At 73.4% G+C, this 14,212-nt stretch carries 14 protein-coding genes and 1 pseudogene; 7 read left to right on the forward strand and 8 right to left on the reverse strand.

Annotation, left to right across the window (positions count from 1 at the left end):
• Positions 1-28: 28 nt before the first annotated feature.
• Genes ACH495_RS04260 through ACH495_RS04270 form a run of 3 tightly spaced genes read right to left on the reverse strand, consistent with a single transcriptional unit; the run spans position 29 to position 3,087 of the window.
• A complete protein-coding gene (locus ACH495_RS04260) occupies positions 29-1,174 on the reverse strand; it encodes a P-loop NTPase (protein ID WP_396856289.1) in 1,146 nt (381 codons plus the stop codon).
• A gap of 10 nt (positions 1,175-1,184) precedes the next feature.
• Positions 1,185-1,814, reverse strand: coding sequence for a DUF1003 domain-containing protein (locus ACH495_RS04265; RefSeq protein WP_396856290.1), 630 nt, complete (start codon positions 1,812-1,814; stop codon positions 1,185-1,187).
• Positions 1,807-3,087, reverse strand: coding sequence for a magnesium transporter MgtE N-terminal domain-containing protein (locus ACH495_RS04270; RefSeq protein ID WP_396856291.1), 1,281 nt, complete (start codon positions 3,085-3,087; stop codon positions 1,807-1,809). Before ACH495_RS04270 ends, ACH495_RS04265 begins: the two co-directional genes overlap by 8 nt.
• A 33-nt stretch (positions 3,088-3,120) precedes the next feature.
• On the opposite strand from ACH495_RS04270, the gene ACH495_RS04275 reads away from it, so the two are divergent.
• Both ACH495_RS04275 and ACH495_RS04280 read left to right on the forward strand, forming a co-directional pair.
• Positions 3,121-3,990, forward strand: coding sequence for a PhzF family phenazine biosynthesis protein (locus ACH495_RS04275; protein ID WP_396856292.1), 870 nt, complete (start codon positions 3,121-3,123; stop codon positions 3,988-3,990).
• 292 nt (positions 3,991-4,282) lie between these two features.
• Positions 4,283-4,798, forward strand: a complete 516-nt coding sequence (locus ACH495_RS04280) for a hypothetical protein (protein WP_396856293.1) — start codon at positions 4,283-4,285, stop codon at positions 4,796-4,798.
• Between the two features lie 13 nt (positions 4,799-4,811).
• Here ACH495_RS04280 and ACH495_RS04285 read toward each other — a convergent pair.
• Positions 4,812-5,693, reverse strand: a pseudogene (locus ACH495_RS04285) (DMT family transporter); the annotation flags it as partial.
• Between the two features lie 10 nt (positions 5,694-5,703).
• Between ACH495_RS04285 and ACH495_RS04290 the strand changes: the two are divergent.
• Entirely contained in the window at positions 5,704-6,399 is a 696-nt protein-coding gene (locus ACH495_RS04290) for an HAD family hydrolase (RefSeq protein ID WP_396856294.1), read from the forward strand.
• 65 nt (positions 6,400-6,464) lie between these two features.
• On the forward strand, positions 6,465-8,633 hold the full coding sequence (locus ACH495_RS04295; RefSeq protein ID WP_396856295.1) for an APC family permease: 2,169 nt from the start codon (positions 6,465-6,467) through the stop codon (positions 8,631-8,633).
• 5 nt (positions 8,634-8,638) lie between these two features.
• On the opposite strand, the gene ACH495_RS04300 is transcribed toward ACH495_RS04295, so the two are convergent.
• Positions 8,639-8,926, reverse strand: coding sequence for a hypothetical protein (locus tag ACH495_RS04300; RefSeq protein WP_396856296.1), 288 nt, complete (start codon positions 8,924-8,926; stop codon positions 8,639-8,641).
• Positions 8,927-8,966: 40 nt separating this feature from the next.
• Positions 8,967-9,791: an SDR family NAD(P)-dependent oxidoreductase gene (locus tag ACH495_RS04305; protein ID WP_396856297.1), complete on the reverse strand. Its 825-nt coding sequence runs from the start codon at positions 9,789-9,791 to the stop codon at positions 8,967-8,969.
• Between the two features lie 125 nt (positions 9,792-9,916).
• Here ACH495_RS04305 and ACH495_RS04310 point away from each other — a divergent pair, with 125 nt between their 5' ends.
• Positions 9,917-10,873 (forward strand): HpcH/HpaI aldolase/citrate lyase family protein, encoded by a 957-nt coding sequence (locus tag ACH495_RS04310; RefSeq protein WP_396856298.1) that lies wholly within the window; start codon positions 9,917-9,919, stop codon positions 10,871-10,873.
• 40 nt (positions 10,874-10,913) lie between these two features.
• Here the strand turns inward: ACH495_RS04310 and ACH495_RS04315 are convergent, their stop codons facing one another.
• Positions 10,914-11,408 (reverse strand): DUF4190 domain-containing protein, encoded by a 495-nt coding sequence (locus tag ACH495_RS04315; RefSeq protein WP_396856299.1) that lies wholly within the window; start codon positions 11,406-11,408, stop codon positions 10,914-10,916.
• Between the two features lie 115 nt (positions 11,409-11,523).
• On the opposite strand from ACH495_RS04315, the gene ACH495_RS04320 reads away from it, so the two are divergent.
• Positions 11,524-12,414 (forward strand): SDR family NAD(P)-dependent oxidoreductase, encoded by an 891-nt coding sequence (locus tag ACH495_RS04320; protein WP_396856300.1) that lies wholly within the window; start codon positions 11,524-11,526, stop codon positions 12,412-12,414.
• Between the two features lie 3 nt (positions 12,415-12,417).
• Here the strand turns inward: ACH495_RS04320 and ACH495_RS04325 are convergent, their stop codons facing one another.
• Entirely contained in the window at positions 12,418-12,813 is a 396-nt protein-coding gene (locus tag ACH495_RS04325) for a DUF4190 domain-containing protein (RefSeq protein WP_396856301.1), read from the reverse strand.
• A 174-nt stretch (positions 12,814-12,987) separates the two neighbouring features.
• Between ACH495_RS04325 and ACH495_RS04330 the strand changes: the two genes are divergently transcribed.
• Positions 12,988-14,184, forward strand: a complete 1,197-nt coding sequence (locus ACH495_RS04330; RefSeq protein ID WP_396856302.1) for an acyl-CoA dehydrogenase family protein — start codon at positions 12,988-12,990, stop codon at positions 14,182-14,184.
• The last annotated feature ends 28 nt before the right edge of the window (positions 14,185-14,212 follow it).

Consider the following 14,212-nt stretch of genomic DNA (forward strand, 5'->3'; position numbering starts at 1 on the left):
GAAGGGGTGAGGGCGAGGGAAGAGCGGGTCAGCGGGCGGCGGGCTTGAGGCCCAGCGGCTTGCCGAGCAGGGACTCGCGGCGCACCGCGAGCCGGTCGGCCACCTCGAACATGGCCTTCGCGGCCGGCGCGTCCGGCTGGGTCAGCACGATCGGCTCGCCGGCGTCGCCGCCCTCGCGGACCCGGGTGTCCATCGGGATCTGCCCCAGCACCGGCACCTGCGCGCCGATGGTCCGGGTCAGGGACTCGGCCACCGCCGCGCCACCGCCGGCGCCGAAGACCTCCATCCGGGAGCCGTCCGGCAGTTCGAGCCAGGACATGTTCTCGATCACGCCGACCACCCGCTGGTGGGTCTGCAGCGCGATGGCACCGGCCCGCTCGGCCACCTCGGCGGCGGCCGCCTGCGGGGTGGTGACGACCAGGATCTCCGCGTTCGGCAGCAGTTGGGCCACCGAGATCGCGATGTCGCCGGTGCCCGGCGGCAGGTCGAGCAGGAGGACGTCCAGGTCGCCCCAGTAGACGTCGGCGAGGAACTGCTGGAGCGCGCGGTGCAGCATCGGGCCGCGCCAGACCACTGCGGCGTTGCCGGGGGTGAACATGCCGATCGAGATGACCTTCACGCCGTGCGACTGCGGCGGCATGATCATGTCCTCGACCCGGGTCGGCGCGCCGTCGGCGCCGAGCATCCGGGGCACCGAGTGGCCGTAGATGTCGGCGTCCACCACGCCGACCGACAGGCCGCGGGCGGCCAGCGCGGCGGCCAGGTTGACCGTGACGCTGGACTTGCCGACGCCGCCCTTGCCGCTGGCCACCGCGTAGACGCGGGTCCGCGAGCCGGGCTGGGCGAACGGGATCACCGGCTCGGCGGTGCCGCCGCCGCGCAGCTTCGACTGCAACTCCTGGCGCTGCTCCGGGCTCATCACCCCGAAGATGATCTCGACGCGGCTCACGCCGGGCACGGCCCCGACCGCAGCGGTGATGTCGGTACGCAGCTTGTCCTTCAGCGGGCAGCCGGCCACGGTGAGCAGCAGCTCCACCCGCACCACGCCGTCGTCGTCCCGCTCCGCGGAGCGGACCATGCCGAGTTCGGTGATCGGCCGGCGGATCTCCGGGTCGTTGACGGTGGCCAGCGCGGCCTGGATCGCGTCGGAGACGGTGCTGACGGGTGCTGACATGCCCGTAATGCTACGTCGGGCTCTGGTGGCGGGCGTCGTGGGCGTAGTCACCGTCGAGCTCGTCGCGCGGCTCGTCGAGCGGGTGGCCCCCGGCCGGCCGCCGCGTCCCTCGGTCCTGCTGTCCCCGCCCCTGCTGCCGCCGTTCCAGCTTGCGCCGCCGCTCGGCCGCCTCGTCCAGCTCCTCGGCCAGCCGGGTCAGCTCGGAGCGGAGGAAGTCCCGGGTCGCCACGTCCCCCATCGCGATCCGCAACGCGGCGATCTCCCGGGCCAGGTATTCCGTGTCGGCCTTCTGCATGGTGGCCCGCCGCCGGTCCTCGTCCAGCGAGACCCGGTCCCGGTCCGCCTGCCGGTTCTGCGCGAGCAGGATCAGCGGGGCCGCGTACGAGGCCTGGAGGGAGAGCACCAGCGTCAGGAACGTGAAGGTGTACGGGTCGAACCGCAGGTGCGCCGGGGCGAGCGTGTTCCACAGGAACCAGGCGGCCAGGATCAGCGTCATGTAGACGAGGAAGTTCGCCGTACCCATGCCCCGGGCGATGCCCTCGGCCCACCGACCGAAGGAATCCGCGTCGATCCGGGGCAGGTGCAGGCCCCGGGGGGCGCGCGGCTGGTCCAGCCGCTCGCCGCGTCGCTGCTCACTCATCGTCAACGGTCCCGTCGTCGGTGGCGGACGGGGTCGGTGCCGCGTCCCGGTCCCGCCAGTCACGCGGCAGGGAATGGTCCAGCACGTCGTCCACGGTGACCGCGCCGACCAACCGGTTGTTCCGGTCCACCACCGGCATGCCCACCATGTCGTAGGTGGCCATCCGGCGGGTGATCTCGGTCAGCGGGGTGGACGTCCGGAGCGGGTCGATGTCGTTGACCACGATCCCGCCGAGCAGGTCGGCCGGGGGCTCGCGGAGCAACCGCTGGAAGTGCACCATACCGAGGTAGCGCCCGGTCGGCGTGGTCAGCGGGGCGCGGGTCACGAAGACCTGCGCGGCCACCGCGGGCGAGAGCTGCACCTCCCGGATCCGGGCCAGGGCCTCGGCGACCGTGGCGTCCGGCGGCAGGATCACCGGCTCGGAGGTCATCACGCTGCCGGCGGTGCCCGAGGCGTAGCGCAGCAGCTGGCGTACCGGGTCGGCCTCGTTCGGCTCCATCAGGTCGAGCAGCACGTCCTGCTCCGGCGGCGGCAGCTCGTTGAGCAGGTCGGCGGCGTCGTCCGGGTCCATCTCCTCGAGCACGTCAGCGGCCCGCTCCCGGTCCAGCGCGGCCAGGATCTCCACCTGGTCGCGCTCGGGCAGTTCGCTGAGCACGTCGGCGAGGCGCTCGTCGTCCAGCGCGGCGGCCACCTCGTTGCGCCGGGCGTCGGGCAGGTCCTGGAGCGCGTTCGCCAGGTCGGCCGGGCGCATGTCCTCCAGCACGGCGAGCAGGTTCGCCGTACCCCGGTTGTCGCCGACGGCGCCGAGGCCCCGGACCCGGTCCCACTCGACCTGGTGCAGGTGGCCGCGGCGGGTGAGCCGGCCGGTCTGCTCGCGGACGGCGACCCGGGTCAGCGCCCACTCGCCGCCGCGACTGCACTCCATGGCCACGTCCACCACCGAGCCGGCCTGCCCGCTCTCCAACTGGACCCGCCGGTCGAGCAGCTCCTGGAGGACCAGCAGCTCGTTCGGGCGCTTCTCGAACCGGCGCAGGTTGAGCGTGCCGCTGCCGAGCACGACGGCGTCCGGGTCGATCGAGGTGATCCGGTTGATGGACAGGAAGATGCGCCGGCGCATCGGCATCTCGGCGACCAGCCCCACCACCTCGGGCGGTCGTTGGGTCGGGCGCATCCGGGCGACCGCGTCCCGGACGCGGCCGACCTGGTCGCCGTTCGGGTCGAAGACGGCGACTCCGGCGAGTCGAGCGATGTAGACCCGGTTCGGCGTGCTCACGGGCACCAGCCTAAGGGCCTACTCTCTAACAGCATGTCGACCTTGGCCTACGAGATCGTGGACGTCTTCACCGACCGCCCGTTCGCCGGCAACCCGCTGGCCGTGGTGTTCGGCGCGGAAGGGCTGGCCACCGAGCAGATGCAGGCGCTCGCGCTGGAGTTCAACCTGTCCGAGACGGTCTTCGTGCTGGCACCCACCCAGGCCGGCGCCACCTACCGGGCCCGCATCTTCACGCCGACCGACGAGCTGCCGTTCGCCGGGCACCCGAGCGTGGGCGCCGCGGTGACCGCGGGCCGGCGCGGCCTCTTCGATGTGGGCAGGGTCACCCAGGAATGTGGGGCCGGCGTGCTGCCGATCGAGGTGACCGCGACCGGCGCGACGCTGACCGGGGGCACCCCGACGCTCGGCCCGGAACTCGACCCGGAGCCGCTGCTGGAGATCGCCGGCCTCACCGCGGCGGACCACGCCGGCCCGCCGCCGCGGGTCGCCGGGTGCGGCCTGGAGTTCCCCTACCTTCCGGTACGCCCCGACGCGGTGGCCCGGGCCCGGCTGAACACGGTGGCGGCGGAACGGTACGGCGTCGAGCACGTCAGCCTCTTCTCCTGGGACCCGGAGTCGCAAACCGCACACGCCCGGGTCTTCGTGCCCGGGATGGGGGTCCCGGAGGATCCGGCCACCGGCTCGGCGGCCCTGGGCCTGGGCGTCTGGCTGGTCGCCAGCGGCCTGCTGCCGGGCGAGGGCCGGACGTCGTACGCGGTGCGCCAGGGCATCGAGATCCACCGGCCCTCGTCGCTGGCCTGCACCGTGACCGCGGCGGGGGGAACGGCGGTCGGCGCGACCGTCTCCGGTCAGGTCATGCCGGTGGCCCGCGGTGAGATCGCCGTCCCGCCGTTCATCGGCTGAGTTCCCGGTTCGCGGTTCGCCGGCTGGGCGGTGCGGGCGGGAGCGGGTGGGGTGCCGCGCGCCTTTCGAGCTGAGTCGTCGGTGATATCGCCGGCCGCGTCGTCGGTACGGCCGGCGCCTGCGGTCCCGCTGAGTCGTTTCCGCTATCAGCTCGAAAGGCGCTCACCACCCGTCGTCGAGCCCCCGGGCCGCCATGCCGTCCGGGCTGTCGGACGGGACCCGGCCGGCGCCTCTCCGGGCCCGGTCGGTGGTCGAGCCACCACCGTCCCGGCCGGTGCGGGAGGATGGTCGGGTGAGCGACGAGGTGGACGAGCGGGTGACCCCGCCGCTGGTGGACGAGGCGGTGAAGAAGGCCGCCGTCTGCTGGGTGAGCGTCGGCGACGGCCCGGCGTACGCGTTGTGGTGCCTGCCGCTGGAGGGCGCGTTGCTGGTGGTGACCGGTCCCGGCGAGCAGGACGCGCCTGGGCTGGCCGACACCGACGCGGCCGAGGTGACGCTGCGGGGGGACCACGGCGGCCGGATCGTGAGCTGGCCGGCGCGGGTGAGTCGGCTCCGACCGGCCACCGAGGAGTGGGACACCGTCGCGCCGCTGGTCGCGGCGAAGCGGCTCAACGCGTCCGGCGCGGCCGCGGAGCTGGTGGCCCGCTGGGCGGCCGAGGGCTGCGCGCTCAACCGGCTCACGCCGGCCGGCACGGCGGTGACCGGCGCCGGCCTGCCGAATGACGCGTTGACCGAGCAGCCCCGCCCGGCGTCCGTGGTCCGCGCCGTCCGTAAGCCGTTCCGCCTGCACCGGGTCCGCCGCCGCTGACCGCGCCGCCGAGCACGACCACGGCGACGCCGGCCAGCAGCAGCGCCAGCCCGGGCAGGGCGAGCGGTCGGGGCAGCTGGCCCAGCCAGACCCAGCCGATCAGCGCCGCGCCGGGCGCTTCCAGCAGGATCAGCACGCTGACCGTGGTGGCGGAGACCCGGTGCAGCGCGTAGGTGAACATCGAGTGCCCGAGGAGCTGGGCGCCGGCCACCAGGCCGAGGATGGCCAGCCACGTCCCGCCGTCGTAGCCGTGCAGGCGTACCCCGCCGACCAGGCAGACCACCAGCAGGATCAGCGCGCAGACGCCGTAGCAGATGGTGGTGTAGCCGGTGGTGCTGATGCTGGCCCGGACGCGCTCGCCCAGGGCGGTGTAGACGGCCGCGAACATGCCGCCGGTCACGGCCAGCAGGTCGCCGGCGAACGCCCGGCCGGAGACCGCGAAGTCGGCGCCGGTGGCGAGCACCGCGCCGAGCACCGCGACCGTGATGCCGGCCCAGACCGCGGCTGGCAGCCGCCGCCCCTGCCAGCGGGCGATCAGCCCCTGCCACACCGGCTGCGTCGCGCCCAACGCGGTCGCGGCCGCGACAGTGGTGAGCTTCGCGCTCGGCATCCAGGTGGCGAAGTGGGCGGCCAGCGCCACCCCGGAGAGTACGCAGTACAGCCCCTCCCGACGGCCCGGCCCGAACGCGAGCGCCCGGAGTTCGGCCCGTCGACGGGCCACCGCGACCGGTCCGAGTACCGCCACCGACAGCATGTTGCGCCAGAACGCGATGGCCAGGGCCGGCGCGGCGGCGAACGCCACCAGTGGGGCGGAGGACGAGACGGCGGCGACGGCCAGCGCGAGCGCGCCGAGGGTCGGCGCGTCGAGCGGCGGGCGGTGGGGAGCGGTGTGCACGGCTACGATCATGCGCGTGTTCCGTGCGGTGCTGTTCGACTTCTTCGGCACCCTGACCCACAGCGTCCGGCGCGGAGCGGCCCACCACGCCATCGCGGAGCAGCTCGGCTGCTCCACCGAGGCGCTGGTCGAGGTGCTCGACGGCAGCTACTACGAGCGCGCCAGCGGGTTCTTCGGCGACGCCGAGTCGACCATGCGGTGGGTCTGTGCCCAGGTCGGCGTGCGCCCCTCGGACGCGGCGGTACGTGCCGCCGTCGCCTCGCGGCACCGGGCCGTCCGGGCCGACACCCGGCTGCGCGCGGAGGCGGTGCCGGTGCTGGCCGCGCTGCGCGGGCGGGGCGTACGCACCGGGCTGGTCAGCGACTGCACCCACGAGCTGCCGGCGTTCCTGCCCCAGCTCGCGGTCGCGCCGCTGCTCGACACCGGGGTCTTCTCGGTGCGGCTCGGTCGCTGCAAACCGGATCCGGCGCTCTATCTGGCCGCCTGCCACCGGCTCGGCCGCGCCCCGGCCGACTGCCTCTACGTCGGCGACGGCGGCAGCCAGGAACTCAGCGGCGCGGAGCGGGTGGGCCTGTGCGCGGTCCGGCTCGCCGCCCCCGACCTCGCCGGCCACCTGGTCTTCAACGCCGACCACGGTTGGGACGGACCGGTGCTGACCTCGCTCACCGGCGTGCTCGACCTGCTCGGTCCGGTCGCCGCGCGTTGATGCCGGTCGGCCGAACTGTGGCCGAACCGGTCACCCGAAGGGCCGCCGTGCACGACAGTGCGGGAGTGGAGGCAGAGCGGGACGGTGGGACGGAGCCGGGCAGCGTGGTCACGCCGTCGGCCGAGTTCCCGCCGCTCGGCGCCGAGGAGCGGGCCGCGCTCGGCCGGATCGGCGCGCGCTGGCACGGCCCGCGCCGCGCCGACGACCTGCCGGTCGACCCGACGCTCGGCCGGCACGACCGCCGCCCCCGGCCGACCCGGTTCGGTCGGCTGACACCGATCGACCTGTTCACCGTGGCGCAGCCGGACGAGCTGATCGCCACCCGGCCGGCGTACCTGCCCGGCAACCGGGCCGGCCGGGCGGTCGCCCGGCTGCGCCGGACCCTGGTCGGGCCGCCGCTGGCCAGCAGCTCCGTGCTCTACGAGCGGATGCGCAAGCTGGTCGCGCTGCCGGTGCTCTCCTCGGACCTGCTCAGCTCCGTCGCGTACGGGCCGGAGGCGATGCTCGCCGTGCTGGTGCTGGCCGGCGGCGCTGCGCTCGGGCTGGCGCTGCCGCTGGCCGCGCTGCTGGCAGTCCTGATGATCGCGGTCGGGCTCTCCTACCGGCAGACCATCCCGGCCTATCCGCACGGCGCCGGGTCGTACCTGGTGGCCGGCGACAACCTCGGTCGTACGGCGGGACTGGCCGCCGCGGCCGGGCTGATGCTCGACTACGTGCTGACCGTGTCGGTGTCGGTGGCCGCCGGGGTGCACGCGGTCACCTCGGCGCTGCCCGGGCTCACCCGGTGGACCGTGCCGCTCGGGGTGCTGGTGATCGCCGTGGTGCTCGCCGGCAACCTGCGCGGCGTACGCACCGCCGGCAACATCTTCGTGCTGCCCACGTACGCGTTCGTGGTGGTGGTCCTCGCGGTGCTGGCGGTCGGTTACGCGAAGGCCGCAGGGCGGGGTTTCGCGCCGGTGCCGCCGCCGGCGGTGCCGGCCGCGGAGGGGCTGGGGCTGCTGCTGGTGCTGCGCGCGTTCTCCTCCGGCGCGGTGTCGATGACCGGCATCGAGGCGGTCTCCAACGCGGTGCCGGCGTTCCGCCCGACCGAGTGGCGCAACGCCCGCACCACGCTGGGCTGGATGGTCGCCATGCTGGTCATGCTCTTCGCCGGCCTGGTCGGGCTGATCCACCTCGACGGCCTGGTGCCCCGGGCGGACGAGACGGTGCTGTCCCAGCTCGGCCGCGTCACGTTCCCCACCGGCCCGTGGTACGCGTTCCTCCAGACCACCACCGCGCTGATCCTGCTGCTGGCCGCGAACACCGCGTTCAACGACTTCCCCCGGCTGCTGTTCTTCATGGCCCGGGACGGCCACGCGCCGCGCCGCTTCCTGCACATGGGCGACCGGCTGGCGTTCAGCAACGGGCTGGTCGCGTTGGCGCTCGCCGCCACCGGGGTGTTCGTCGCGTTCGGCGGGCACACCCAGACGTTGATCCCGCTCTACGCGGTCGGTGTCTTCCTCGCGTTCACGCTGTCGCAGACCGGGATGGTGGTGCACTGGCGACGTCGGCGGGGGCGGGGCTGGCGTCGCCGGCTCGCGGTGAACGCGGTCGGCGCCACGCTCTCCGGCCTGGTGCTGCTGACCGCCGCGGTCGCCAAGTTCACCGAGGGCGCCTGGGTGGTGGTGGTCGCGGTGCCGCTGCTGGTGCTGCTGTTCCGCCGGATCCACCGGCACTACGCCACGCTGCACCGGGCCCTCGCGCTGCACCCGCCCCCGCCGGGTCCGTCCGGCCCCGCCGGGTCCGTCGGGTCCGCCGGGTCCGCCGAGGGCGAGGAACTGCCCCAGCAGGTACGCCACCTGGTGATCGTGCCGGTGGCCCGGCTGAACCGGGCCTCGCTGCGTGCGCTGGCGTACGCGGCCTCCCTCGGCCGGCCGACGCTGGCCGTGCACATCGCACCGGAGGAGGTCGAGGCGGACCGGTTCCGGGACCAGTGGCGGGCCTGGGGCGACCACCTGCGGCTGGAGACCATCGTGTCGCCGTACCGGTCGGTGATCGGGCCGCTGGCGCACTATCTGGAGGCGTTGCACGCCACCCGCCCGGAGCTGACGCTCACCGTGATCGTGCCGGAGGTGGTGCTGCGCCGACGCCGGCACCGGCTGCTGCACAGCCGCGCCGAGCAGCGGCTGCGGGCCGCGCTGCGGGCGTTGCCCGGGGTGGTGGTGACCAGCGTCCCGGTGCACGTGTCGCACTGAACGCCTCAGACGTCGTGGACCTCCAGCACCCGGGTGGTGGGGGCGGCGTCGCCCAGCTCGGCCCGCAGCGCGGCGCGCTCCGGGTCGGCCAGGAACGCGTCCAGCCCGGCGCGCGCGGCGAACCGGATCACGTGCACCTCGGTCTCGCCGTCGCCGGTGCGCAACCGTCGCTCCAGCCGCCCGCCGTGCCTACCGAGCAGCGCCAGCACCGCGTCCTCGTAGCGCCGGCCGGCGTCGGCGTCGGCGCTCAGGTCGACCAGCGCGACCAGCAGGACCTCGTTCCCCGTCGTCATGGCGTCGAGTGTCCCAGCCGACCGGTCGTCGCGGTGCCCCTCAACCCTCGATGCCGACCGCCTTCGCGCTGGCCGTCCAGAGCCGGGCGGCCAGCGCCGGGTCGGCCGCCTTGGGGCGCGGCCGGTGCGGCTTGCGATCGGTGTAGTAGCCGCCGTCGATCAGCCGGGACGGGTCCTGGCCGGCGAGCCAGACCAGTGTCTCCGCGCCCTTCTCCGGGCTGCGCAGCGGCAGCAGCCGCATGCCGAGCGCCACCAGCCGGCTGTCGTTGGCGAAGCGGGTGCGCACCACGCCGGGGTGGAACGCGTACGCCGGCAGCTCCGGCCAGCGTCGGGCCGCCTCGGCGGTGAACAGGATGTTCGCCTGCTTGCTGGTGCCGTACGCGCGGAACGGTCGGTAGTGCCGCAGCGCGGCGTTGAGGTCGTCCGGGTCGAGCGCGCCGCTGCGGTGCGCGTCGGACGCGGTCACCACGATCCGGCGCACCCGGTCGGCCAGCAGGTTGCTGAGCAGGAACGGGGCGAGGTGGTTGGCCTGCATGCTCAGCTCGAAGCCGTCGACCGTGGTGATGGGTTCGAGCACGATCGCGCCGGCGTTGTTGGCCAGCACGTCGATCCGGTCGTAGCGGGCGCGCAGCCGCTCGGCGAGCCCGCGGACGTCGTCGAGCACGGCGAAGTCGGAGCGGAACAGCTCCGGCTGCTCGCCGCTGGACTCGCGTACCCGTTCGCCCGCGGCGCGCAGCCGCGCCGGGTCCCGGCCGACCAGCACCACCTGGTCACCGCGGCGGGCCAGCTCGACGGCGGCGGCCAGCCCGATGCCCGAACTGGCCCCGGTCAGCACCACGATCCGACGCTCAGTGAGATCTTCCACAGGTCCATTCACCCCGGTCACGGCACGAGGTTACCGTGACGTAGCCCCGTCCTTTGGGATCGTTAAGTTCTCGACATCACCGCCGCGTCGGCGCGCTGCCGCCGGACGCTGATAGGAGCGCATCCATGGCCGCTGTCGGTCGCCCCCGCCGGTCCTGCCTGGCGGTACCCGGATCCAGCGTCAAGATGCTCGGCAAGGCCCAGGGCCTCGCCGCCGACCAGGTCTTCCTGGACCTGGAGGACGCGGTCGCCCCGCTGGCCAAGCCGGACGCGCGCAAGAACATCGTGGCCGCGCTGAACGAGGGGGACTGGGCCGGCAAGACCCGCGTGGTCCGGGTGAACGACCTGACCACGCCGTGGACCTACCGGGACGTCATCGAGGTGGTCGAGGGCGCCGGGGCGAACCTGGACTGCATCATGCTGCCGAAGGCGCAGAACGCCGAGCAGGTGCACTGGCTCGACCTGTTGCTCACCCAGATCGAGCGGACGCTGGGCCTGGAGGTCGGCCGGATCGGCATCGAGGCGCAGATCGAGAACGCCGCCGGGCTGGTCAACGTGGACGCCATCGCCGCCGCCTCGCCCCGGGTCGAGACGATCATCTTCGGCCCGGCCGACTTCATGGCCTCGATCAACATGAAGTCGCTGGTGGTCGGCGCGCTGATCCCGGACTACCCGGGCGATCCCTACCACTACATCCTGATGCGCATCCTGATGGCCGCCCGGATGCACGACAAGCAGGCCATCGACGGCCCGTTCCTCCAGATCCGCGACGTCGACGCGTTCCGCGAGGTGGCGAAGCGCTCGGCGGCGCTGGGCTTCGACGGCAAATGGGTGCTGCACCCGGGCCAGATCGACGCGGCCAACGAGGTCTACTCGCCGGCGCAGGCCGACTACGACCACGCCGAGCTGATCCTCGACGCGTACGACTTCGCCACGTCCGAGGCGGGCGGGAAGCTGGGCGCGGTGATGCTCGGCGACGAGATGATCGACGAGGCGTCCCGCAAGATGGCGCTGGTGATCGCCGCCAAGGGCCGGGCCGCCGGGATGACGCGTACCTCCTCGTTCACCCCGCCCTCGGCGTGACCGCGCGCCGGGCCGCCCCGCACGGGGCGGCCCGGTCGGGTCAGTAGGTGGTGCCGGAGCTGTCCGAGTTGATGGCGATCGCGATCATCACGATGTAGAAGATGATGCCAGCGACCAGCAGGGCGGTGAGGATCCAGCCGACGATGATGGCCGCCTTCGCCATGCCCTCGCCCTGCTCACCGGTCTCCCGGATCTGCCGGCGGGCCACGTGGCCCATGATCGCGCCGATCGGCGCGGTGATGCAGGAGGTGAAGCCGACCAGCGAGAGCACCAGCGCCACGATGGCCAGCGTGTTCGTCCGGCTCGCCGGCGGCGCGTAGCCGGGGTACGCGCCGGGCGGCGGATACGCGCCGGGCGGCGGGTACCCGGCCGGCGGGTACCCGGCCACCGCGTAGGGATCGCCGGGCGGGGGAGCGTAGGGCGACTTCGCGACCGCGTACGGGTCCTCGGGCGCGTAGGGATCGACCGGCGGGCTCGAGTGCGGCCCGGCCGCCGAGGGATCGTGCCAACCACCGGGCGGTGGGGGATAGCTCATCTGATCATCTCCAGGTACGTGGTCGGGTCAGGGTAGCCACCACGCCGAAACCCGGAGGACCCCCTTTCCGGGTGCCGCATTGCCCGGAAGGTCCACAGCGGGCAGGATCCTCGGCATGGCACTTGACGCACGTGGGGGTCGGTCGCGACGGGACATGAGCCGGCCGGGGTCGGTGCGCCGCCCCCGTGCCGGCGAGCCGGCGGGCGCCGCCGACCAGGAACGGGCCGCGCCGCTCCCGGAGCCGGCCACCATGCGGCTGGACGGCCGGGTCGCGCTGGTCACCGGCGCGGGCAGCGCGGACGGCATCGGGTACGCGACCGCGCGCCGACTGGCCGACCTGGGCGCCCGGGTGGCGATCGTGTCGACCACCCGGCGGATCCACGACCGCGCCGAGGAGCTGGGCGTCACCGGCTTCGTCGCCGACCTCACCGACGAGTCGGAGGTGGGCGCGCTCGCCGACGCGGTGGCCGAGCAGCTCGGCGACGTCGAGGTGCTGGTCAACAACGCGGGCCTGGCCAGCCGGGCCAGCCCGGAGGTGCTGCGGCCGGTGGCCCAGCTGACCTACGACGAGTGGCGCGGCGAGATCGACCGCAACCTGACCACCGCGTTCCTGTGCAGCCGCGCGTTCATCAACGGGATGTCCGAACGCGGCTGGGGGCGGATCGTCAACCTGGCCGCCACCGCCGGGCCGGTCAACGCGCTGCCCACCGAGGCGGCCTACGCGGCGGCGAAGGCGGGCGTGGTGGGGCTGACCCGGGCGCTGGCGATGGAGATGATCGCCGACGGGGTGACCGTCAACGCGGTGGCGCCGGGGATCATCCACACCGCCGCGTCCACCATGGCCGAGATCAAGCAGGGGCTCGGCACGCCGGTGGGTCGTCCCGGCCTGCCGGACGAGGTGGCCGCCGCGATCGCGTTCCTCTGCTCGCCGGCCGCGTCGTACATCACCGGGCAGATGCTGGTGGTCGACGGCGGCAACAGCGTGCGGGAGGCGCAGTTCCGCTGAGCGTCAGTAGCCGTTGTTGTCCGCGTTGGCCCAGATCGCCAGCCCGATCCAGCCGCAGCAGGCCAGCAGGCCGAGCGCGGTGAAGACGTAGCTGAGGATCAGCCCCCAGGTGGCGAGCTGGTCACCCTCCTCGCCGGTCTGCCGGATCTGCCGTTTCGCCAGGTGGCCGCAGACGATGCCGGCGGGCGCGAAGACGAACGCGAAGACCAGCGACAGGATGGCGAGCACGTTGGGGCCGCCACGCGGGCGCGGCCCCTCGCCGGGCGGGCCGTACTGGCCGTAGGGCGGCTGCGGGGCGTACGGCGGCTGCTGCCCCCACTGCGGCTGCTGCGGCCCGTGGCCGTACGGCTGGCCGCGGTCCGGCGGCTCGTACGGCGACGGTGGCTGCTCGTCGGTCACGCCGGCCCCCTCGTTCGCGCCTGTCAACCGCCCTCTCTTGCGGACGCTACCCGCAGCGGTGAACCTTTTCACAGCGGTTGTGTGGACTGGTCACCTTGGCGCGGCCGGTTGCGGGGCCGATACTGACCGAGCGTTCAGTTACCCATGAGTAATGCGCCGACCCCGGAGGCTGAGATGGCCCGACTCGCCCAGACGCCCGGCCTGACCGACGTACAGCGGTCGATCCTGGAAACGGTCCGGGAGTTCGCCGACAAGGAGATCATTCCGCACGCCCAGCGGCTGGAACACGCCGACGAGTACCCCACCGACATCCTCGACGGGATGCGCGAGATGGGGCTGTTCGGCCTCACCATCGACGAGGAGTACGGCGGCCTCGGTGAGTCGCTGCTCACCTACGCGCTCGTCGTCGAGGAGCTGTCCCGGGGCTGGATGTCGATCTCCGGCATCGTCAACACGCACTTCATCGTGGCGTACCTGATCTCCCAGCACGGCTCGGCGGACCAGAAGGCGCGGCTGCTGCCCCGGATGGCCACCGGCGAGGTGCGCGGCGCGTTCTCCATGTCCGAGCCCGAGTGCGGTTCGGACGTCTCGGCGATCACGTCGAAGGCGGTCCGCGACGGCGACACCTACGTGCTCAACGGCCAGAAGATGTGGCTGACCAACGGGGCGTACTCCTCGGTGGTGGCCACCCTGGTCAAGACCGACACCGGGGCCGACTCGGTCTACGGCAACATGAGCACCTTCCTGCTGGAGAAGGAGCCCGGCTTCGGCGAGACCGCGCCCGGCCTGACCATTCCCGGCAAGATCGACAAGATGGGCTACAAGGGCGTCGAGACCACCGAGATGGTGCTCGACGGCGTCACCGTCCCGGCCTCCGCCGTGCTCGGCGGCGAGGAGAAGGTCGGTCGCGGTTTCTATCAGATGATGGACGGCATCGAGGTGGGCCGGGTCAACGTGGCGGCGCGCGCCTGCGGCATCTCGATCCGCGCGTTCGAGCTGGCCGTCGCGTACGCCCAGCAGCGGAAGACGTTCGGCCAGCCGCTCGCCCGGCACCAGGCCATCGCGTTCAAGCTGGCCGAGATGGGCACGAAGATCGAGGCCGCGCACGCGCTGATGGTCAACGCCGCCCGGCTCAAGGACGCCGGCCAGCGCAACGACGTCGAGGCCGGCATGGCCAAGCTGCTCGCCTCGGAATACTGCGCCGAGGTGGTCCAGGAGGCGTTCCGGATCCACGGCGGCTACGGCTACTCCAAGGAGTACGAGATCGAGCGCCTGATGCGGGAGGCCCCGTTCCTGCTGATCGGTGAGGGCACCTCGGAGATCCAGAAGACCATCATCTCCCGCGGTCTGCTCAAGGAGTACAAGCTGTAAGGAGGGGCCCCTTCTTAACGTTTCCGGT

This window comes from Micromonospora sp. NPDC018662 (assembly GCF_044391475.1).
Classification (GTDB): Bacteria; Actinomycetota; Actinomycetes; order Mycobacteriales; family Micromonosporaceae; genus Micromonospora.